This is a genomic window from Acinetobacter sp. 161(2023), from assembly GCF_037027805.1.
Classification (GTDB): domain Bacteria; phylum Pseudomonadota; class Gammaproteobacteria; order Pseudomonadales; family Moraxellaceae; genus Acinetobacter.
Genome location: NZ_JAZEYD010000001.1, coordinates 14,460 through 34,313 on the forward strand (window position 1 = coordinate 14,460; position 19,854 = coordinate 34,313).

22 protein-coding genes and 2 pseudogenes are annotated in these 19,854 nt (G+C 38.7%); 20 read left to right on the plus strand and 4 right to left on the minus strand.

What is annotated here, in order from left to right; genetic code table 11:
• Positions 1 to 121 precede the first annotated feature (121 nt).
• From WA249_RS00075 to WA249_RS00135, 13 genes are all read left to right on the plus strand, one after another.
• A complete protein-coding gene (locus WA249_RS00075) occupies positions 122 to 637 on the plus strand; it encodes a PAAR domain-containing protein (protein ID WP_336165814.1) in 516 nt (171 codons plus the stop codon).
• Positions 630 to 1,322, plus strand: coding sequence for a zinc protease (locus tag WA249_RS00080; protein WP_336165816.1), 693 nt, complete (start codon positions 630 to 632; stop codon positions 1,320 to 1,322). Before WA249_RS00075 ends, WA249_RS00080 begins: the two co-directional genes overlap by 8 nt.
• Positions 1,323 to 1,325: 3 nt before the next feature.
• Complete coding sequence (locus tag WA249_RS00085; protein ID WP_336165818.1) at positions 1,326 to 1,739, plus strand: NF045616 family extracytoplasmic (lipo)protein; 414 nt, start codon at positions 1,326 to 1,328, stop codon at positions 1,737 to 1,739.
• Positions 1,740 to 1,816: 77 nt separating this feature from the next.
• On the plus strand, positions 1,817 to 2,299 hold the full coding sequence (locus WA249_RS00090; RefSeq protein ID WP_336165820.1) for a hypothetical protein: 483 nt from the start codon (positions 1,817 to 1,819) through the stop codon (positions 2,297 to 2,299).
• On the plus strand, positions 2,287 to 2,820 hold the full coding sequence (locus WA249_RS00095) for an NF045616 family extracytoplasmic (lipo)protein (RefSeq protein ID WP_336165821.1): 534 nt from the start codon (positions 2,287 to 2,289) through the stop codon (positions 2,818 to 2,820). The genes WA249_RS00090 and WA249_RS00095 overlap by 13 nt, the downstream gene beginning before the upstream one ends.
• Positions 2,821 to 3,085: 265 nt before the next feature.
• Complete coding sequence (locus WA249_RS00100) at positions 3,086 to 3,190, plus strand: hypothetical protein (RefSeq protein ID WP_336166119.1); 105 nt, start codon at positions 3,086 to 3,088, stop codon at positions 3,188 to 3,190.
• A complete protein-coding gene (locus WA249_RS00105; protein ID WP_336165822.1) occupies positions 3,187 to 4,230 on the plus strand; it encodes a lysozyme inhibitor LprI family protein in 1,044 nt (347 codons plus the stop codon). The genes WA249_RS00100 and WA249_RS00105 overlap by 4 nt, the downstream gene beginning before the upstream one ends.
• A 285-nt stretch (positions 4,231 to 4,515) precedes the next feature.
• Entirely contained in the window at positions 4,516 to 5,046 is a 531-nt protein-coding gene (locus tag WA249_RS00110) for a CHAP domain-containing protein (RefSeq protein ID WP_336165823.1), read from the plus strand.
• A gap of 133 nt (positions 5,047 to 5,179) precedes the next feature.
• Complete coding sequence (gene uvrC, locus WA249_RS00115; RefSeq protein ID WP_336165824.1) at positions 5,180 to 6,979, plus strand: excinuclease ABC subunit UvrC; 1,800 nt, start codon at positions 5,180 to 5,182, stop codon at positions 6,977 to 6,979.
• A 120-nt stretch (positions 6,980 to 7,099) separates the two neighbouring features.
• On the plus strand, positions 7,100 to 7,894 hold the full coding sequence (locus WA249_RS00120) for a thioesterase family protein (RefSeq protein WP_336166120.1): 795 nt from the start codon (positions 7,100 to 7,102) through the stop codon (positions 7,892 to 7,894).
• A gap of 118 nt (positions 7,895 to 8,012) precedes the next feature.
• On the plus strand, positions 8,013 to 8,600 hold the full coding sequence (gene pgsA, locus WA249_RS00125) for a CDP-diacylglycerol--glycerol-3-phosphate 3-phosphatidyltransferase (RefSeq protein WP_336165825.1): 588 nt from the start codon (positions 8,013 to 8,015) through the stop codon (positions 8,598 to 8,600).
• A gap of 125 nt (positions 8,601 to 8,725) precedes the next feature.
• The gene (locus tag WA249_RS00130; protein ID WP_336165827.1) at positions 8,726 to 9,580 is read left to right on the plus strand and encodes a methylated-DNA--[protein]-cysteine S-methyltransferase; all 855 of its coding nucleotides are present in this window, start codon (positions 8,726 to 8,728) and stop codon (positions 9,578 to 9,580) included.
• Positions 9,577 to 10,188 carry an alpha-ketoglutarate-dependent dioxygenase AlkB family protein gene (locus tag WA249_RS00135; protein WP_336165829.1) on the plus strand — a complete coding sequence of 204 codons (612 nt, stop codon included), beginning with the start codon at positions 9,577 to 9,579 and terminating at the stop codon, positions 10,186 to 10,188. The genes WA249_RS00130 and WA249_RS00135 overlap by 4 nt, the downstream gene beginning before the upstream one ends.
• 184 nt (positions 10,189 to 10,372) lie before the next feature.
• On the opposite strand, the gene WA249_RS00140 is transcribed toward WA249_RS00135, so the two are convergent.
• Positions 10,373 to 11,146 carry an IclR family transcriptional regulator gene (locus WA249_RS00140; protein ID WP_016139450.1) on the minus strand — a complete coding sequence of 258 codons (774 nt, stop codon included), beginning with the start codon at positions 11,144 to 11,146 and terminating at the stop codon, positions 10,373 to 10,375.
• A 367-nt stretch (positions 11,147 to 11,513) separates the two neighbouring features.
• Between WA249_RS00140 and WA249_RS00145 the strand changes: the two are divergent.
• The 4 genes and pseudogenes from WA249_RS00145 to WA249_RS00160 all read left to right on the plus strand — a co-directional run bounded on the left by WA249_RS00145 (position 11,514) and on the right by WA249_RS00160 (position 14,976).
• Positions 11,514 to 11,646: pseudogene (locus WA249_RS00145) on the plus strand (hypothetical protein).
• Positions 11,637 to 13,736 carry an FUSC family protein gene (locus WA249_RS00150; protein WP_336165831.1) on the plus strand — a complete coding sequence of 700 codons (2,100 nt, stop codon included), beginning with the start codon at positions 11,637 to 11,639 and terminating at the stop codon, positions 13,734 to 13,736. Before WA249_RS00145 ends, WA249_RS00150 begins: the two are co-directional and overlap by 10 nt.
• A complete protein-coding gene (locus WA249_RS00155) occupies positions 13,729 to 13,935 on the plus strand; it encodes a DUF1656 domain-containing protein (RefSeq protein ID WP_004795042.1) in 207 nt (68 codons plus the stop codon). The genes WA249_RS00150 and WA249_RS00155 overlap by 8 nt, the downstream gene beginning before the upstream one ends.
• Before the next feature lie 39 nt (positions 13,936 to 13,974).
• Positions 13,975 to 14,976 (plus strand): HlyD family secretion protein, encoded by a 1,002-nt coding sequence (locus WA249_RS00160; protein WP_016139448.1) that lies wholly within the window; start codon positions 13,975 to 13,977, stop codon positions 14,974 to 14,976.
• A 55-nt stretch (positions 14,977 to 15,031) separates the two neighbouring features.
• Here WA249_RS00160 and ruvX read toward each other — a convergent pair whose 3' ends face one another.
• The 3 genes from ruvX to recN all read right to left on the minus strand — a co-directional run bounded on the left by ruvX (position 15,032) and on the right by recN (position 17,819).
• Positions 15,032 to 15,472, minus strand: a complete 441-nt coding sequence (gene ruvX, locus WA249_RS00165; RefSeq protein ID WP_336165833.1) for a Holliday junction resolvase RuvX — start codon at positions 15,470 to 15,472, stop codon at positions 15,032 to 15,034.
• Positions 15,472 to 16,026, minus strand: coding sequence for a YqgE/AlgH family protein (locus WA249_RS00170; RefSeq protein ID WP_016139447.1), 555 nt, complete (start codon positions 16,024 to 16,026; stop codon positions 15,472 to 15,474). The genes ruvX and WA249_RS00170 overlap by 1 nt, the downstream gene beginning before the upstream one ends.
• Positions 16,027 to 16,151: 125 nt before the next feature.
• The gene (gene recN / locus WA249_RS00175; RefSeq protein WP_336165836.1) at positions 16,152 to 17,819 is read right to left on the minus strand and encodes a DNA repair protein RecN; all 1,668 of its coding nucleotides are present in this window, start codon (positions 17,817 to 17,819) and stop codon (positions 16,152 to 16,154) included.
• Between the two features lie 152 nt (positions 17,820 to 17,971).
• Here recN and WA249_RS00180 point away from each other — a divergent pair.
• From WA249_RS00180 to rlmB, 3 genes and pseudogenes are all read left to right on the plus strand, one after another.
• Positions 17,972 to 18,568: pseudogene (locus tag WA249_RS00180) on the plus strand (tetratricopeptide repeat protein); the annotation flags it as partial.
• 76 nt (positions 18,569 to 18,644) lie between these two features.
• Positions 18,645 to 18,971: a pyrimidine/purine nucleoside phosphorylase gene (ppnP, locus tag WA249_RS00185; protein WP_336165838.1), complete on the plus strand. Its 327-nt coding sequence runs from the start codon at positions 18,645 to 18,647 to the stop codon at positions 18,969 to 18,971.
• A gap of 102 nt (positions 18,972 to 19,073) precedes the next feature.
• A complete protein-coding gene (rlmB, locus tag WA249_RS00190; RefSeq protein ID WP_005037200.1) occupies positions 19,074 to 19,823 on the plus strand; it encodes a 23S rRNA (guanosine(2251)-2'-O)-methyltransferase RlmB in 750 nt (249 codons plus the stop codon).
• Positions 19,824 to 19,854: the final 31 nt, after the last annotated feature.

Consider the following 19,854-nt stretch of genomic DNA (forward strand, 5'->3'; position numbering starts at 1 on the left):
TTTTATAAAATGTTTAGAAATTCTAATTAATTTTAAATACTGTATATAATAAGAGACTAATTGGGGTTTTTATTTGCTCTTTGTTATAATCCCGCCACTTCATGATAATAATAGACTTAAAATGACAACTCCATATATAACGATAGGCTGCCCGACGACTGGTGGAGGGCAAGTAATTTCAGGGAACAGTATGTTCCTTGTTGACGGTATTGCAATTTCTTGTGTTGGCGATAAAGCAACATGTCCAACTCATAAAGTTACCGCAACGATTGTATCTGGTGACCCACATATGAATATTTTAGGCAAACTGGCAGCACGTGCTGGAGATAGTTTGTCTTGCGGTTGCAAGCTTTTACCAAAGCAAAGTTTGGTAGTTCAGGATAATGGGGGGGGTAATTCAACAGCTTCAAAAAGTAATGCTGAAAACTTCCTACCTATTGAAAATTTTGGGCATAGATTTTTATTAAAAGATCAACTGACAGATGCACCACTCACAGGTGTTTGTTATGAAATAGTAAAAAATGGTGAAACGATACATGGCAAAACTGATAAACAAGGTTTCACTGAACTAATCACAAATACTAATAGCGAAGAGATCACAATTAATATTATTTATGAGGAACATACACATGGATAAAAATCCAGTGAAGCAATCGGCTAAAATCATTGTAGCAAATGCGAAAGCAAAGCTGACTAAATTGAAAAATAACCAACCTCATCCAACGACTGAAATAAAAATTGAAACTAAAAGAAAATTAACTTCTGGCGAAATTAAAATGTGCCAATTGGTTTTTAAAGATGCTATTGATTACTCAAAAGTATGGATTCATATCGGAGGGTATATTCACAATGCGACAGGTAATGCGATGACACCTGCTGGTGAAATCATGCTTCCTAAAAAATCCTATGATGTGAATCCTGATTTTAGTAGATCTCCAGGCGAAGATAGACATTGGTTCATACATGAAATGGTCCATGTTTGGCAGTATCAACTAGGGACCCCTAATGCTTGGTATGGATTAAAACAATTATGTAAAGGTGGCTATACTTCTTTAGTTAATTCAGTTGATTCAGATGAAGATGAATTAAAAGCTTATGATACAGATATCACGGGACGAGATTTTGGAAAGAAATTTAATGAATTCAATTTTGAACAACAAGGACGCTTAATTGAACTTTGGTTTGATGCTTGCTATTTACAAAATGTGAGGCCTTCAAGATTACATCACCAAAAAAGTCTGAAGCTTCTAGGTCATGTTGAAAGAATTTTGAGAGATTTCATCCTCAACCCATATGATAAGTCGTTATTACCAAGGTCTTAAAATATGAAATCAAAATATTATCAGCTGCTTATCATGTCCATTTTAGCCATAACTACAATCGGATGTAATCCTCAAAGCAAGGACTTAAAAGTAATACTCAAACAAAATAACTTATGTGTTTTCACTGATAATCCAAAGACTAAATATGGATTTGAAAATAGCATTTTAATTTCTACTGGCAAAGTTGATTACTCAAAAGAATTTACAAGTAATTATGAACAACTCTATAAGAACGGCATGTTACCTATAGATGAAAGTACATGTATAAAAATTCCTGTAAATGTTTTAGAAAGAAATGTTGTCTATAAAATAACTCTGGAAACAAACAAAATATATCATGCAGATGTTTGTGTAATTGATAAAGAAAACCACGTGGAAGTCAAACATATTGAGGCAGGTAAATCTACATGTGACTAAATTTAAAAATGAAATGAGGCCCTGAGCAATTAGGGCTTTCGATGTAAAAAACAGACAATATAATAGAGATTCAAATAATGTCGGTAAACAGAACTTATATTAAATTTATCTGTTCCCCTCTGTTTATGCTTTTCATGAATGGCTGTGCAAATACACAAGTAGATAAGGATAGAGAAGCAATAATTAATGCGAGTCGTGGCGCGGTTAATATGCTTATTATCGATCAACCAGTGTATAAGAATGCTATTTCGACTGAGTCAAATAAGGTTACAAGAGCATTATTGGTAACTACACTTCGAAAAGTGGGTATTTTGCAAGAGCTTGAAAAGGTGATTGGAAAAAATTATGTAATTGAGGAAAGCCTTTCCTTAGCTCAACTAAATAAACTTTGTTGGACAACCAAATTTCTTCTATATTATAAAAAAGATATCCCGCAAGAAGCTCAGGCCGCCTATAGTGATGTTTACTCTTGGATTGATACCAAACAAACTGCTTGGACGAAAAAACTCAACAGTGCGTATACTAAAGATGAACTCGGTGATGATGATTGCCGAAAGTAATTAATAAAAAAAGCCCTAATTATTTAGGGTTTTTTTTAAAAATATCTTCGGCAGTGGGTATGTCTATGAAAATTTTAGGATTACTTATTTTGCTTTTATCAACTCATGTTTTTGCAACCTCGAATCCATATAGAGGTAGTGAAGTAAATATAGAAATAAAAAATGACACGCCGTGCTTTTATATTGATGATATGGAGCAAAAAGGTGTATTTAGTATTGTTTTATTAAATTTATCTAGAAATAGTAAAGATTATTGGAGTTATGACAGTTCTTTCGACAAGAGTTATCCAACGAAAAACAATTGTGTTGTTCTTAATGGAAAGAACTTTAATGGCTTTAAATCCTTAAAGGAAAATACCCCTTACAGTATAACGTTGGGAGGAGTAAAAACAGCTTACAATAGGGATTTCTGTATTACAAGAAGATCTAAAAAGCTTGTGATACAAGATTTAAGAGCAACACAGTGTGTGGATAGAAAACTTAGTTTTTGGGACAATTTAAAAAATTATTTATATAAATAAGCAAGGGTTTGATTGTTCAAGTTTTTTTGCAAGACATATTTGATAGAGCTATATCAGCAGCAAGACGTAAAGTATGAAAAAGCAGATGGCACTATTTATTATTCTTTACTCTATTTAAACAAGATCAATCGCGTTGAAGTGAATGGGACTGATCAATCTTTATTACGCCCGAAAGGGCGTTTTCTATTGTGATTATTTAAATACTTTAGATTTATTTTTACGCATTTAAAAAGATGATTATTAACGTAGGTAGTATTTATTTAAAATTTTAGGTGAATTTTATATTAATTATTGGGATGATAATGGGGTTGGTAAATATATACCTTTATTGTACTTAATAAATTTAAAAATTTGCGTGGAACATAAATGAATACGGTGATGAAACAAGCTTTAGTAATAACTACTTTCAGTGCAGCAGTAATATTGACTGGGTGTGGTAAATCTAAGCCAGAACCAAAATCAAAAACAGACAAAGTTGAGGTAATTTCCGATTGGAGCTGTACGCACCCTGACAATTTAAATCAGATTCAAACTTCATTGAAGAAAGAGTATCTGAAACAAATCGAACGTGGTTTAAGACAAAGTGAATATCAGGTTGATGCGGATATCCTTAATAAAATTAATCAAGGTTTGAAGTTTGAAATTAAAAATATTCGTACTTTACCATTAGAAGACGATAGCCAAAAAAACACACAATTAAGTTGTCAAAGCCAATTGATCATTTCACTGCCGAAAGGTTTACAACAGCGTGCGGAAAAAGCATATATTGAACAACTGCGCCATTCTAATAAAGAATCGGATACGCTCAATGACTATTTCTCAGATAATGAATCATCTTTGACCCTTGAAAATGACCAATTGAAAGGTGAATTTTTCTATAACATCACAAAAACAGATAAAGAGGGTTTGGTATTCGACTTACCAAGTCAAAACGCTGTGATTGAAGGATTAGTTTTTGTTGCAACCAAGGCTGTGCAATATGCTGCTTATGTGAAAGAAAATCAGTCGCTTGAAGAAAGTATTGAAGAAAATCAACAAATGTCTGAGCAAAATAATGAAGAGCAGACTGCTTTGGCTCAGGAAGCCATGGATGTTCGTAAAAAAGAATTAGATAGCGACAAAGCTAAGCAAGTGGAACGCTTAAATCAGACTTGGGATAAATTGAGTGCCGATAAAAAAACTCAATTTAAACAAGATCAATCGGATTGGTTTAAAAAACGTGATGTTGAGTGTAAGGTGCTGGCACAAAAAAGTGTTCATGACATTGCTGAAAAAGATTTAGAAACCTATCAAAAACAATCGGATTATTGGACTGCTGACATGCGCAAGCAAAACCAAGAGATGCAATATACACAGTGCTTTATTCAAAAAACGACAGAGCGAACGGTTTATTTAAATAATTTAAATTAATCTGAAACTTTATGCAGATGCTTGGTCAATCGTGTTGAAATAGATGGGATTGATCAATTACAGCTAAGTATTCTGATTTTATAAGTGAGGACTTTGCCTCAAGATTTATACAAAAATTAAAGTGCCCGTAAGGGCGTTTTTTTATAAAATAAAAACGATAAATTGATTGTGTGACTCATTTCACAGTGCTGGAAATTTGTTACAACTATTAAAATCCAATGAGTGATTTTGATTCTACAATGATGCGGTTTTTTCGAAGACTGGTTAGCGGAAGTAGGTTTTAAAATGGCTCATGCTCATCACGCAGTTCATGCACATGTTCATCATACCGAAGTGAGAAAAGAAGAAAGTTCTCAGGATGATTTAAAAATGAAAGTGATGTTAAGAAAAGCAGCTTCGACGACTGAAAAACATAAAAAATCTGATGCGAAAAGACATCATTCTAAAGATCAAAATATTAATTTGCATAAGTTCTCAAATAAGCTTGAAAGTATGTCCGCCATGCATAGTAAAGAGAAATGTGCCAAGAACATCCGTATTGCTTTAGAAGCTGCAGGCGCCGATGTATCTAAGCATCCAGTCGCTGCATCTGACTGGGGACATACGCTTGAGAAGAACGGCTATAAGAAAATTAAACCTGCTTTTAATCGCCCTCAAGAAGGCGATATCTACATTATTGAGCGAACAAGTGGCCACACATATGGTCATATTGCGGGATACACTGGGAATGGTTGGTTCTCAGATTTTCGCCAAAAAACCTATGCGGTCTATAAAGAAAAAGACGTGAAATATAGCTACTATCGTCTCGATTCTTAAGCGAGTACGACATAGTCTGTCGGGGCCTGTCAAAATCTCTTTCCAAATTTGGCTTCTGGCACAGTAACGCACTTGAAAAGTAGGAGGGGAAACATCACATTAGGTATTCAGTATTAAGCCATGTCTGCCGATAGTGAATCAAAACGCTCGTCCACATATTGAAAAAATTTTAGCCCATATGACCCAACTTCCAGGCGTTTATAAAATGCTAGGGAAAGAGGGCGAATTGTTATATGTCGGCAAAGCAAAAAACCTAAAGAATCGGGTATCGAGTTATTTTGTTAAAACAATTGAGCATCCTAAAACTCAGGCCTTAGTTGCCAGAATTTATGATATTGAAACTTTAGTCACTCGTTCAGAAACCGAAGCATTACTTTTAGAACAAAATTTAATTAAACAACATCGTCCGCCTTATAACATCATGCTGCGGGACGATAAGTCGTATGTCTATATTTTTGTTTCATCAGATAAGCCTTATCCTCGGCTTGCTAGCGGTCGTGGCAAAGGCAAGCACCAAATTGGTAAGTTCTTTGGACCTTATCCAAGTGCCTATAGTGCCCGTGATACTTTACTCGTTCTACAAAAGCTTTTTAATGTACGTCAGTGTGAAAATAGCTACTTTGCACAGCGTAAGCGTCCGTGTTTGCAATATCAGATCAAGCGTTGTTCCGCACCTTGTGTAGGTCTGATTTCACCCGAAGATTATAAAGAAGACGTTAATAACAGTATTCGCTTTTTGCAAGGCGATACCAAAGAGTTAAATCAAGAGCTTATTGCAAAAATGGAACAAGCAGCGGCTGAACTTGAATTCGAAAAAGCTGTTTTTTATCGGGACCGATTGTCTTTACTTCGTGAAGTCCAAGCACAACAGGCTGTTTTTAAGGTTAAAGGTGAGGCGGATATTCTGGCAATTGCATATCAAGCAGGCGTGACATGCGTGCAGATTATGTATGTGCGCAATGGGCGAATGTTAGGTGGCAAAAGTTATTTTCCAGACATGCTCGGTGATGACCTTGGCCAAATGCTCAGTGACTTTATGGCAAACTTTTACTTTCAGGTTGCCGATGAAGTCCCAAATGAACTTATCGTGAATATTGCATTGCCTGACCGTAAAGAATTAGAAGAAGCGTTGGTACAGCAGTTTGGTAAGAAAGTCCAAATTAAGAGTAGTGTGCGAGAAACTCGTGCCGAGTGGCTAGAGCTAGCTGAAATGAATGTTCAACATGCCATTAAGGGGCAGTTGAGTAACCACTTAGAACTCAATGAGCGTTTCCATCAGTTAGAGCAAGTGATTGGAAGGCCTGTCGATCGTATCGAATGTTTTGATATTAGTCACACCATGGGCGAAGCCCCAATTGCGTCGTGTGTGGTGTTTGACCAAGGTGGTGCTCGTAAGCGTGACTACCGCCAATTTGCCATTCAAGATATTACTGGTGGTGATGATTACGCTGCCATGCGCCAAGCCTTAACACGACGTTATAAAAAAGCCATATTGCCTGATTTGCTGTTGATTGATGGTGGGAAAGGGCAACTTCACATGGCAATGGATGTCATGCAAGAGCTTGGACTTGACGCTTTTATGGTGGGTGTATCTAAAGGCGAAGGGCGTAAACCGGGTCTTGAAACCCTGCATTTTACAGATGGCACGAAAATCCAGTTACCAGAAGATCATAAAGCATTGCACTTGATTCAACAGGTGCGTGATGAAGCCCATCGCTTCGCAATTACTAAACACCGAGCTAAACGTGATAAACGCCGTAGTACATCGGTTTTAGAAGCAATTCCGGGGTTGGGTCCAAAGCGCCGTCGAGATTTATTAACTCATTTTGGTGGGATTCAAGGTGTTTTAAAAGCATCTGAAAAAGAGCTTACGCTTGTGCCCGGTTTTGGTGAGATGATGGCCAGAACGATTTATAAAATTCTGCATGAATAAGCATCGTTTTAAAGGTGGAGTGACAAAATAACTCGCCAATTACTAGAGGATTGACCATTCACATTCCAGTCAAAATGATGAAAGATCATGCTTAATACTACTTTCGTTTTAGGGAAAGGAATGTCTTTGCTGCAATTATTTGAAGAAATAAAACAAAAGGAATGGATTGAAATACCCGAAGGGTGGTTGCAAGGACGGACAGTGTTTGGCGGTCTTGTTGCGGGACTGCTGATGCAAAAAGCCTGCTGCAATATTCAAGATCCTAATAAAAGATTATTAAGTTGTAGTATCACTTTTGTGGGACCTGTACAGCAGGGGCCTGCTCAATTGACTATTGAAATTTTAAGAGAGGGAAAGTCGGTCACTACACTTGAAACCCGTTTATGGCAAGATGGCGCGGTACAAACCATTTTGGTTGCAAGCTTTGGTGTGCCTCGTGCGTCGAATATTGAAGTACGCCAAGAACCTATGGTTCCAGTATATGCACAGCCAGAAGACTTACAGCCTCTTCCTTTTGCTAGACAAATGCCAGAATGCTATCAACATTTTGATGTATGCTGGGCAGAAGGTCATCATCCTGTTACAGGAAGTCAGTATCCTGACTTTGGAGGATGGTCGAGGTTCTCTCCAGAGAAGCATGAAAATCGTCAAATGACATTGCCCGATTTAATTGTTTTGATGGATATTTGGCCGCCTGGTGTATTGCCGATGTTTAAACAAGTTGCTCCTGCAAGTTCTTTAACTTGGCACATTACCTATGTCCATCCGTTTCGACATAAATTGTGTGACTGGTTTAAATATAAAGTGGTGACTGAATATGCCGGTGAAGGTTATTCCACAGAATATGCCCATCTTTGGGACCAAAATGATCATTTAATTGCAATTTTACGGCAAACTGTTACGGTATTTACTTAAGCAGTCCACTTCCTCGATTCATATATTTCGTATAAAGTGGCTGTTACAGATAGATACAATATTGAAGAAAGTATTTTTGTCTGTTACAAGATGCATGAAGACTAAATTGGCGGTGTTTATGACCACAGGGCGAATCCTGAATATCCCAAATATCCTAACGTTGGCGCGTATCGCGCTTATTCCTGTATTTTTGGTGATTGTGTATTGGCCGCCTGCAATGGGTATTGGTGAGCAAACAGGAAATATGAGTCGTCATATTATCTTGACGGCTATTTTTGTGTTGGCTGCTATTACCGATTGGTTTGATGGCTATTTGGCACGAACTTTAAACCAAACTTCAGCATTTGGCCGTTTTTTAGATCCAGTTGCAGATAAGCTCATGGTGGCGGCAGCACTTATTGTTTTAGTGCAGTGGAATCCAACCATATCAATGGCTTTTGCGGCAATTGTCATTATTTCACGGGAAATTACAGTTTCTGCTTTACGTGAGTGGATGGCAGAACTTGGCGCAAGAACGAGTGTGGCTGTATCGACAGTAGGCAAATATAAAACAGCTTTTCAAATGATTGCCATTAGTGTGTTTCTACTCAATTGGCAGCCTTTGGAGATGTTGGCTTACGCGTTGTTATATACCGCCGTCATTCTGACTTTATGGTCAATGTTTATTTACCTAAAAGCAGCTTGGCCTTATTTAAAGCAACCTTAAGCTCAGATTGAATGATTAAGCCTTTCTATAATGAAAGGCTTTTTTATTTTCGAAAGTGCAAGAATCGGGTCGTCATGGGGCTTTAGCTACTTTAATGTAAGATATGAGTGCTAAGGAGGTGACACATGCAAATGCTTTCTTCTCGGCAATTTGCTGTAATTGCCAATGTAATTGAATATTTATATGAACATCTAGACCAGCAACCCAGTCTGGACGATGTTGCGAGTCATATGAATTTAAGTTCAGGTTATATCCAACGACAGTTTCAAGAATGGGTGGGTATTAGCCCGAAAAAATTTGTCCAATATATGAGTTTGCAGCAGGCTAAATATTATTTGCTGCAAAAGCGAAGCTTATTGGAAACTGCTTTAAACACGGGTTTGTCGGGTACTGGTCGTTTACATGATCTGTTTATTCAGCTCGAAGGGATGACGCCGGGTGAATATAAACAGCAAGGCGAAGGGGTTATTCTTAATTATTCGGTTGAGACAAGCCCGTTTGGTGAGTTGTTAGTTGTAAGTAGTGAAAAGGGTATATGTTCGATTCGTTTCATAGAGTCGAGTGAAAATATTGAAGATTTAATTAAGCAGTATTTTCCAAAAGCTCAATTGAAAAATCAGTCGCCAATTTGGCATCAACAAGTTGCAGAGTGGTTCGAACAGGATTTTTCACAACACTTACAGCAGAAACTCCCTATTAATTTGGGTGGAACCCCATTTCAATTACAAGTCTGGGAAGCGTTACTGACTATTCCAGAAGGTCAATTACGAACCTATCAAGATATTGCAGAGCAAATTGGCAAACCTAAAGCAGTCAGAGCGGTTGCTACAGCAATTGGACAAAATCCGATTGCATATTTGATTCCTTGCCATCGAGTGATTCGTGCAACTGGAATGGTTGGAGAATATCATTGGCAAAAGGGGCGTAAATTGGCATTGTTGGCTTGGGAGATGTCAAAGCAACATGGAGAGACCGCATGACCTTGGATTTATTTTCTCCAGAGCCTTGTGAGAATTTATTACCCTATGATGGTGAAGTTCAGGACTATGGTTGTATTTTAAGTCCAGAAGAAGCTGAACAATATTTTCACTATCTTTACCAACACCTCGCGTGGAAACATGACGAGGCTAAGTTGTATGGCAAGCACTTTATAACAGCTCGAAAAGTTGCATGGTATGGAGATGATTACTACCAATATAAATATTCGGGTGTCGCACGTGATTCTTTGCCGTGGGACAAAGCACTTGCCAAACTAAAACAATTGGTAGAGCAGCGACTTTCAGAAAAATTTAACTCATGTTTAGCAAATCTTTATGAAGATGGAACGCAAGGCATGGCTTGGCATAGTGATTCGGATGTGTCTTTGGCAAGAACCACAACAATTGCATCTTTGAGTTTTGGAGCTACCCGTAAATTTTCTTTTAGGCACATTCAGAGTAAAGAGAAAGTCGAATTGTGGCTACAACCAGGTCAACTCATCGTAATGCGTGGCGAGACGCAACAACATTGGCAACATCATTTAAATCGCTCAACAAAGATTTTACAGCCGCGTATTAATCTTACTTTTAGGCAGTTTCAGTTTTTATAAAAATTGGGCAAGAAAAAAGCCCATGATGGCAACATGAGCTTATTCCTCTGAGGGGGATGCTTCTATTGATGAGCTGCTGATGAAAAGAATCACCAATAGGAGCTAAAATCATAATATGAGAATATTGCGGGATATTCAATGTATTAAAATGTAAGAAAAGGTTAAATTATCATAAGGCGGAGTTTTAGATTTCACCTTTTTCAGATAACTCCATAAAACGTTGCTCAATAAGTGCTGCATTTTCTTGCAAAATTTCGATGAGCTTTTCAACATTTAAAAAATCAAAACGATTTTTAGAAGCTACCAAAGTTAAAGCTAAAGGCACTTCTTTGTTCGAAAAACGAACAGGGACAGCAAGGCCAGAAACATTCGGATCAATCTCACCTTGTGAGAAATAGAACCCTTGTTTTTTAATTTTACGCATACGCTGAATAAAGCTCGGTTCATCTTCAGCAAAACCGGATTGTTTTAATTCTTGCTGGTAACGATGATAGTAGTCCTGCATTCGTTGTTTACTTAAATGGGAAACCATTGTTTTTGGAGATGATCCAACGTAAATCGGTCTTGGGCAGCCTCGGCCGTATGAAAGTAATTCGGTGTCTTTGAAAATTTCATGATGAATGTCGATGCAATAGTCATCGTTTAAATAGGTGAGCAAGCAGCACAGTTCGGTACGCTCTACAATATTTCGCATAAATGGTGTACTGATTTGAACCAGAGGGTCTGTTGTTCTTGATACATAGTCAAGAACTGCAATTTTTGAGCCTAAGGTATAATCGCCAGACGTTCCATTAATGCGTTTTAATAGATCGGTAGACACTAGTTCTTTGAGATAACGGTAGCTGGTTGGTTTAGACAAGCCAAGTTCTTCGCAAATAATATCGACATTAATTATTGGACGCGAAACTGAAAATAGGTCCAATACGGTTAAAATTTTGCCAAAACTTGAAATTGCCATAGTGTCTTGTTCGTATCCTTTAACAATGAATCATCTTTGAGTTTTTATAACAGAAAAAAAGAAAATTTGTCTCAATTCTAAAATAAATGCCTAATTTGAGTATTTTACTCTGACAAAGAGAAAACTTCTCTTGGCTTATACATCATATACGATAATCAAAAAACATATCAAATTATCAAATAGAGATATTTTAGTTGACTAAATCGCTTTATTTTGAAAAAATTGCCAAACAAAATATCTAATCGAGAAATTGGTCGGTTCTAGGCAAATTTCTTGATACCTCTTCTTTCCAAAGTTTGGCTGTTTAAATAACGTCCTAACTGAAATCATCTGGGCCAATCAGGCAGGATGTGGAAAAACCATTGTATTGAAGGATGCTCCTCATCTCATTTGCTTTTAGGCAAATGGCAAAGTTTTGTTGTCTTTAGAAAAGGCAATTTAACCTTGAAGAGCATGCTCATCAGTTCAAATCTGTATTTGAGATGAGTTCATGTTATTAAAGCAAATACTGGCGTTTCGCCCGAGTAGGCTTGATCTGATCTTTGCCTTAAAAACATTTATTGCCGGAATGTTGGCATTATTTGTTTCATTTGAATTAGATCTGATTAACCCGATGTGGTCGATTGGTACAGTCCTGATTATTGCCAACCCTTATTCAGGAATGGTGTCTTCTAAGTGTGTCTACCGTGTTATAGGGACGATGGGTGGGGCAGTGGTTGCCTTAACGCTAACACCACATCTCATTAATACACCTTGGTTGTTTACCGTAGTGTTGTCTTTGTGGGTGGGTTTTGCACTTTATGTGTCTTTACTGGACCGGACTCCACGCAGTTATGCTTTTATGCTGGCGGGTTACTCGACAGCCATGATTGTCTTCAATTCGATTACGTATATTGATCAATACAATATTTTTGATATTGCTTTAGCTCGGGTCATCGAGATTTCGATTGGGGTGATTTCAAGTGCTGTGGTTTCTGCCACTATTCTTCCAATGCACATTGGTTCTGCGATTAAACAGCGCGTCATCAAAACGCTTAAAGATACAGAAAATCTATTTGCTAATTTATTAAAGGCTGACCCTCAGCAGAACAATACTCAACTTTTAGCCACTATTACTCGCGACACCACAGATATTCATGCTTTGGCAGTACATTTGAGTTATGAGAAGGGGGAGTTGCACGGCATGACCAAACCCTTGCAGGAAATGCTTCATCAAATCTCAATGGTGGTTGCTAATCTGGTTGCTTTATCTGAGCGTATTAAGCAGCTTCAAGAACTTCGGTTTATCGAAACGCATTCAGAAAAACTGCAACAGCTTTCAACGCATGTTGTACATTTTCTGGAGCAAAAAGATCTGATTATTGATGAAAATATTTTGCAGTTACCAGATGAGTTTGAAAGTGATTTCTTCAGTTTGATGGAATCGGCTTCTACACATCAGCAAGTTTTAGTCGCAGCCATGAAAATGGATGTACGTCATTTCATTAGTAATGTTTTAGCGGTTAAAGTCTTGTGGCAACGAATTCAGCAAGGCAATAAAGAAATTCCTGACAACATTACGCCAATGACCACCAAATATCCAAGTTTACATCGTGACCATGGTGTGGCTATCCGAGGTGGTATTAGTGCAGTGCTCATTACATTTATTGTGACTGGGGTATGGATTATTTCGGGCTGGAAAGCTGGATTTATGATGGCGCAAATGGGCGCAGTAACAGCCTGTATTTTAACGGCCTTAGATAACCCTGTTCCGGTTTTGCGTATTTTTATCTGGGGTAGTATTGCTTCAGCAGTTTTAGTCTTTGTTTATGCATTTGGTATTTTCCCTCATGTCACCACATTCTGGGAACTTGGACTGGTTTTATTACCGATGTTCCTGTTTGCAGTGTCTATGATGGCCAACCAGATGCTTATGCCAGTAGGCATGGTGTTAGGCATTAATACCATGATGGGGCTAAATCTACATAATGCTTATAGCATGGATGCGGTGTCTTATCTTGATGGTTCTTTTGCCATGATCTTAGGTGTCTTAGTGTCTTTGGTTGTGATTGATGTTGTTCGTGCAATGTCTCCAGACACCAGTGCTAGCCGTATTTTAGCGTTGCATTATCGTGCAATGAGACAGGCAATCTATTTGCCTTATGGCCTTGATTTTAAAGTTCATCTACGCAGCATGCTAGACCGAATTGGAATTCTTAACAGTAAAGTAGTCCAATCTAATGAGATTAAAACTTCAATTCATCAAGCATTGATTGAGTCGAGCAGTATTGTTGATTTAAGTAGATTACAAGAACTGGCAAATCTGTCTCTTCAAAATTCAGAGCTGGCTCATCACATTGGAAATCTGCAACAAAATCTAGATGAACTCTTCAGAGCCAAAGAAAATGATGTAGATAATACGGTGGTTTTGGTTGAGCAAATCCATCGCGCTTTATTTGAATTAAAACAGCTTGCTTCAAATATTGAAGATATGACGATGCGACAAAGATTACTCATTTCACTTAACAATATTGCTTATAGCATGTGTCATGTTTCATCAGATCAAATGAATGAGAACAGTACCTTGAGAGGAGCCACAGCAAATGGGTGAGTTTAATGTTTATGGTATTTACGTGCCTTCTTTGCTCGTTCAAGCCCTCTTGGCATATATATGTTTTCGTGGGTTAAGTCCTTTGACCAACAAGTGGATTGCACAAGGTTGGATTGCATTACCTAGTATTTTCAATTTGTGCTTTTACCTTTTATTGCTTTTGGTCATACATCAAATTTTTGTTGGGGTGGGTGCATAGAGATGATTGCGAAATTAAAGATTGAGTTAGGTGAGTGAAATGAATCAGGTGGATTTGAAAAAGGTCATCCGTCCAGTAATTTTGATTGTCGCATTAATGGTGGCGGTCTATACCATTGTGCATTTGTGGAACTACTATAATGCAGCGCCGTGGACACGCGATGGTCGAGTGCGTGGTGACGTTATTCAAGTATCTTCGGATGTAGCGGGCCTTGTCACAGAAGTATTGGTTCAAGATAACCAGACTGTAAAAAAAGGTCAGGTGCTCTTTAAAATTGATGTTTCTCGCCGTGCTTTAGATGTCGAACAGGCAAAATCGGATTTAGCAAAAGCAAATGCAGCCTTTGCTCAAGCGCAGGCTGGTTTGGCACAAGCAAAAGCAAACTTGATTAAATCAGCCAGTAATATCAAATTGGCCGAGAAAAATGCGGGTCGTTATTCGAACTTAATGGATGGTGCTATCTCTAAACAAGAACAAGACCAAGTGTTTGCCACACGTGATCAATCCCTTGCAGAGCATGAGCAACTCCAAGCAGCAATTCAGCAGGCTGAAGCAACTGTTAAGCAACAACAGGCTCTCATTGAGGTTGCAACAAGTAATGTACATTTGGCTGAGCTTAATATGCATCGTGCCGCGGTAATTGCCCCAGCTGACGGTACTTTATCTAACTTTGATATGCGTCCAGGTAACTATGTTCAAGTGGGGCAGGCTGTTGCAGCATTGCTTGATCGTAAACAGCTCTATGTGGTGGGTTATTTTGAAGAGACCAAGTTAAATCGTATTCATGTCGGTGATCAGGCTACTGTGCAATTAATGGGCGATAACCAGAAAATTAAAGGTCATGTACAAGGTATTGCATCGGGTATTGAAGACCGTGAGCGCTCAAGCAGCTCTAAACTTCTTGCGAATGTAAATCCAACTTTTAGTTGGGTTCGTTTAGCGCAGCGTGTGCCTGTGAAGATTGTGTTAGATGAAACACCGAAGAATGAACTTGCTTTTGTCTCTGGACGAACTGCGACTGTGCATATCGTTGAAAAATAAAATCGAAGTGATTTAATTAAAAAAGCATGTAGTTTTAATTACATGCTTTTTTGTTTTATGGCGTTAATCCAACTGGATTTCGATACCAACTTTGAATGAGTAGCGCAGCAGCAAAACTATCTGCCGAGAGCTTTTTTGCTCGGCCTTGTTCTTGGTAAAAACCTAGTTCTTCTCGCGCTTCACGTGTAGTTAAACGCTCATCTACCATCAACGTTTCTATGTTGGTTTGATGGCGTAAACGTCTCGCAAATTTGCGAGCACGTGTAGAGAGTTCGGACTCACTATCATCCATATTTAATGGCAGGCCAACCAAGAATAAGTCGGGTTGCCATTCTTTCGCAATTTTTAAGAGCTGATCCCAGTTTGGAATACCATCTTTCATGACAAATAGAGGGAGAGGATTGGCACTTTCAATTGAAGACTGGCCAATCGCCATTCCCATTTTTTGAGTACCAAAGTCAAAAGCCATAATCGATTTTGATTGTGTTTCGGTCATTAAGCGTGTCCGATTTCAGATGCAAGCCACGCACGATCTACACCAATTTTTTTATAAGCTGCATCCCAACGATCGTCATAAGGCAGGTTAAAAATCAGATCCATATCGGCGTCACAAATGAGCCAGTCACCACGCGTAATTTCGTCTTCTAACTGATTTTTGCTCCAGCTCGCATAGCCTAGAGCGATCTGATATCGACCTACACCTTCGTTATGGGCAATCGCATCAAGAATATCTTTACTGGTGGTAATACAAACATTTTCACCTACAGCAATAGATGAATGCCATGTTGGTTGACCAGTATGAAGAACAAATCCAGCTTCAGGACGTAAAGGGCCACCTTGTAAAACCGCATGTGGATTTACATTGTCTGCTTCAATGTCGAGGTCATGAAGTAATTCTTTAATTTGAATACCAGAAGGACGATTAATAATAATGCCTTGAGCACCTTCTTCATCATGACGGGCAAGATAAATTACAGTGTTTGCGAAAAAGTCATCTGCCATTTCTGGCGGGGCAATCAGACAACGGTGAGTCAGATATTGTTTGGTCACCTAAGCGGTTCTCCCTCAAAAAATGTCACTAGAGGGCCTCTCGACCCTTTTATCTATATAGGTTCTTTTTATCAACATACAAGAGTTAATCGGATTTCGCCAATCTTTTTCTCTCATTTTCTTTATTAATTTGAAGAAGCCTGAAATTTAAGTTGGCGTAATTGTTTTGCGTGCTGCAAGGTTGTTTCATTAATTTCAACACCACCTGACATGCGAGCTAGCTCAAAAATGATTTGATTTTCATCAAGTTCTACAATTGTACTGCTGGCTGGGTCAGTTTGTTGTTTTTTCACTAATAAATGCTGATCAGACTGTGCAGCAACTTGTGCTTGATGAGTAATACATAAGAGCTGGACATGTTGAGCTAAGTCAGCAAGTAAACGTCCTACAACTTCTGCGGTGCCACCACTAATCCCGACATCGATTTCATCAAACACCAAAACTTCGGATTCGGTTTTTTCAGCATTCATGACTTGCATGACGAGTGCAATACGAGAAAGCTCACCACCTGAGGCCACTCGTGCCAATGGTTGTGGAGGAATACCCTTGTTGGCAGTAAATAAAAGTTGAATAAAGCTTAAACCTTCTGCACCCGGTTGTTCTAATGGTTCAAACTTAAACTCGAAGTGTGCCTCTGGTAACGCTAAAGGTTTCACTTGTTCAGTTAATTGTTTAGCAAGCGGAGAGGCAGCTTCACGACGAATATTGTCTAAATGCTGAGCTTTTTCTAAAAACTCCTCATGCGATTTTTCAACTTGCTCTGCCAGTGTTTCTGGGTCTTCAAGTTGATGCAATTGCTCAAGCTCACGTTGCCAACCTTCATATTCTTCTTTAAGTGTTTCTGGTTGAGTTCGATATTTACGTGCCAGACGATGAAAAACCTCAAGTTTAGTATTGAGTTCTTCCATTCGCTCAGGATCAAAACTTTGACGATCAATAAATTGACGCAAGTTTGCCGTTGCATCATCTATTTCACTTTGGGCATTCAATAAAGAATTATAAATTTCAGAAAGGTGTTCGCTACGGCCCGCGTGGGACTCTAATCTGCGAATAATCGAAGATATTTCTTGAGTAATGTTTTGCTCAGCTTCATCTAAAACATTTAAGCTATAGCTACAGTCTTGCATGATATGTTCATGATGACTAAGACGATCAAACTCTTGCTCAATTTCTTTATAGTCGGTTTGAATGACCTCTTCGAGTTCCTCGATTTGATGCTCTAAAGTGCCAATACGTTGCAAACGTGTTGCTTGTGCATCTAAGGCTGCTTGGTGCAAACGAATCGTGCGTTGCCACATACTATAGGCTTCACGTACATCATTCGCTTCAACGTAAAAGTTGTTATAACGATCTAACCAATGCTTTGGATAAGGCGGTTCAAGAAGTTGCTGCTGGCTGTGCTGACTATAGAGTTGAACGAGCAAACGGCCTAACTCTTTGAGTTCAGATAAACTGCTCGGGCGGCCATTGACCCATGCTTTACTACGACCAGTTGCAAAAATAACACGACGTAAATGAATTTCCCCTGAATCATCATCTAGCTCGTGTTCGTGTAGCCATTTTGCTTCAGGGCTATTATTTTGATAGGTAAAAACGGCGGTGATATCTGCTTTGTCCGAACCATAACGGACATAATTTGTATCTGTACGTTCCCCTAGACAGGCAGAAAGTGCATCCAGTAATAATGATTTTCCGGCACCTGTTTCGCCTGTTAGAACATTAAATCCCTGTTCTATATCAATAGCTAAATGATCAGCTAATGCAAAATTAATTAAAGTTAAATGTGTGAGCATAAACGCATCCAACGCGCCAAATTATGGGTTAAAGATAGAGAAGTTTTGAATTTGCTACAAGTGATCTATTATTCTAACTGAAATTATAGAACAGCAAGATTGCGGATATTTACAATAAAAAAAACATTAAGCTTACCGAAACAGCCCATAAGGATGATCCAACAGTTAAGCATATTTCTAATTCGTGATGCCGACTCCATTGTGTCGTACCGTGAAAAGGCGGCTGTAGATGCATGGCTCAAGAGTGATAAATGGTTTCATTTAATGCGAGATAGTTATTCTCATACCGAGCTAATTCTGGCTGGAATGTGGGGCGGATGTACAGGGATTTTTCATAATATTGAAGCACATATCAGAGATTATGTTGCCACCGGACGTTATCTGGATAAACGGGTGATGGATCAGCATTTTTTGCGTTATGGTATTTAGCTTACTTTGAAACAAAGTGTGCTGATACACGATAGCCAGAGATGCGATTCAGATGCTGTCTTTTCAGCTTACAATCTGTGCTAATGCAAATGGTAGCGAAAATTTTTATGTCGGAATAAATGATGGTTGACCAGGAAAGTTGCCCATCCAACAGTACAAAGAGTGAGTTGGGTACTTCTAGGTGAAAATTAGGTCGAAGTTTGCAAATACGATGACATTATGTCGAATAGTCGAAATATTGAGATTAACTTACCACATGCTTTTGCCAAAAAAATCAGGCGCGGCCGTGGAAATTACAAGTCTATCCGTATGAAAACTGATTGATTAGTTATTTAGGCACAATTAAACTACATTCATCATAATTTATATAAATATGGCATTATCTGGAGAATGTGCATGAGTACAAACCAATTTGATCATGTAACGGTCATCAAAAAATCAAACGTTTATTTTGGTGGAGCATGTATCAGCCATACCGTGCAATTTGAAGATGGAACGAAAAAAACACTAGGTGTTATTTTGCCAACTGAGCAACCTTTAACTTTTGAAACACATGTTCCTGAGCGTATGGAAATTATTTCAGGTGAATGTCGTGTAAAAATTGCGGACGGTAGTGAAAGTGAGCTATTTCGTGCTGGCCAATCATTTTACGTGCCTGGGAATAGTGTTTTCAAAATCGAAACTGATGAAGTGCTTGACTACGTGTGCCATTTAGAAGGCTAAGAAATTCCTGTTTAAATCGGGTACACTATGCCCAAAGAAATCCTGCGAAGTTGGCTTTGCAGGATTTTTATTTTTTTGCTCAAACGTTGTTAGAGGTCATGCATGGCAAAACAGGAATATTATTATGGCGTTCATTCAGTGGAGTCATTGCTAGAACTTGAGCCGGAGCGTGTGCTAACCCTGTTTACTTTAAAAGGACGGGATGATCAGCGTTTGCAAAAGATTCTACAATTGGCAGAGCCTTTTGGAATCAGTGTACAAAAAGCAAGCCGCGATAGTCTTGAAAAACTTGCAGGTCTACCATTTCATCAAGGCGTGGTTGCCGCAGTGCGTCCGCATCCTGTCTTAAATGAGCAAGATCTTGATCAAATCTTAAGTGAAACTCCAGATGCCTTATTGTTGGCATTGGATCAGGTGACAGACCCACATAACTTAGGCGCTTGTATCCGTACAGCTGCTGCGATGGGTGTGCAAGCAGTTATTGTGCCTCGTGATCGTGCGGCAAGTTTAACGCCAACTGCTCGTAAGGTTGCAGCGGGTGGAGCCGAAAAAGTTAAGTTTATTCAAGTCACAAATTTAGCTCGTACATTAGCTCATCTTAAAGAAACAACGCATGTGCGCGTGATTGGCACTATGCTTGATGAAAGCGCATTACCACTTCAAAAATGCGATTTTTCTGGCCCAGTTGTAATTGTGATGGGGGCCGAAGATACTGGTTTGCGCCCTATTACACAGGCACAGTGTGATCATAAAGTTTATATTCCTATGTCAGGAAATCTACAAAGTCTAAATGTCAGTGTAGCGACGGGTATGGCACTTTATGAGGCTTGCCGCCAGCGTTCTGAGGTATAATTTAGCTGCCTTTCTAGTTTTTAAGTCATCT

Coding starts and splice junctions, on each gene's coding strand:
- WA249_RS00135 (WP_336165829.1), top strand. CDS start 9,577: ATGACCTTGGATTTATTTTCTCCAGAGCCTTGTGAGAATTTATTACCC.
- ruvX (WP_336165833.1), bottom strand. CDS start 15,472: ATGACCGAAACACAATCAAAATCGATTATGGCTTTTGACTTTGGTACT.
- ppnP (WP_336165838.1), top strand. CDS start 18,645: ATGAGTACAAACCAATTTGATCATGTAACGGTCATCAAAAAATCAAAC.
- pgsA (WP_336165825.1), top strand. CDS start 8,013: ATGACCACAGGGCGAATCCTGAATATCCCAAATATCCTAACGTTGGCG.
- WA249_RS00150 (WP_336165831.1), top strand. CDS start 11,637: ATGTTATTAAAGCAAATACTGGCGTTTCGCCCGAGTAGGCTTGATCTG.
- WA249_RS00155 (WP_004795042.1), top strand. CDS start 13,729: ATGGGTGAGTTTAATGTTTATGGTATTTACGTGCCTTCTTTGCTCGTT.
- WA249_RS00075 (WP_336165814.1), top strand. CDS start 122: ATGACAACTCCATATATAACGATAGGCTGCCCGACGACTGGTGGAGGG.
- rlmB (WP_005037200.1), top strand. CDS start 19,074: ATGGCAAAACAGGAATATTATTATGGCGTTCATTCAGTGGAGTCATTG.
- WA249_RS00140 (WP_016139450.1), bottom strand. CDS start 11,146: ATGGCAATTTCAAGTTTTGGCAAAATTTTAACCGTATTGGACCTATTT.
- WA249_RS00080 (WP_336165816.1), top strand. CDS start 630: ATGGATAAAAATCCAGTGAAGCAATCGGCTAAAATCATTGTAGCAAAT.
- WA249_RS00120 (WP_336166120.1), top strand. CDS start 7,100: ATGTCTTTGCTGCAATTATTTGAAGAAATAAAACAAAAGGAATGGATT.
- WA249_RS00090 (WP_336165820.1), top strand. CDS start 1,817: ATGTCGGTAAACAGAACTTATATTAAATTTATCTGTTCCCCTCTGTTT.
- WA249_RS00130 (WP_336165827.1), top strand. CDS start 8,726: ATGCAAATGCTTTCTTCTCGGCAATTTGCTGTAATTGCCAATGTAATT.
- WA249_RS00110 (WP_336165823.1), top strand. CDS start 4,516: ATGGCTCATGCTCATCACGCAGTTCATGCACATGTTCATCATACCGAA.
- WA249_RS00160 (WP_016139448.1), top strand. CDS start 13,975: ATGAATCAGGTGGATTTGAAAAAGGTCATCCGTCCAGTAATTTTGATT.
- WA249_RS00105 (WP_336165822.1), top strand. CDS start 3,187: ATGAATACGGTGATGAAACAAGCTTTAGTAATAACTACTTTCAGTGCA.
- recN (WP_336165836.1), bottom strand. CDS start 17,819: ATGCTCACACATTTAACTTTAATTAATTTTGCATTAGCTGATCATTTA.
- WA249_RS00085 (WP_336165818.1), top strand. CDS start 1,326: ATGAAATCAAAATATTATCAGCTGCTTATCATGTCCATTTTAGCCATA.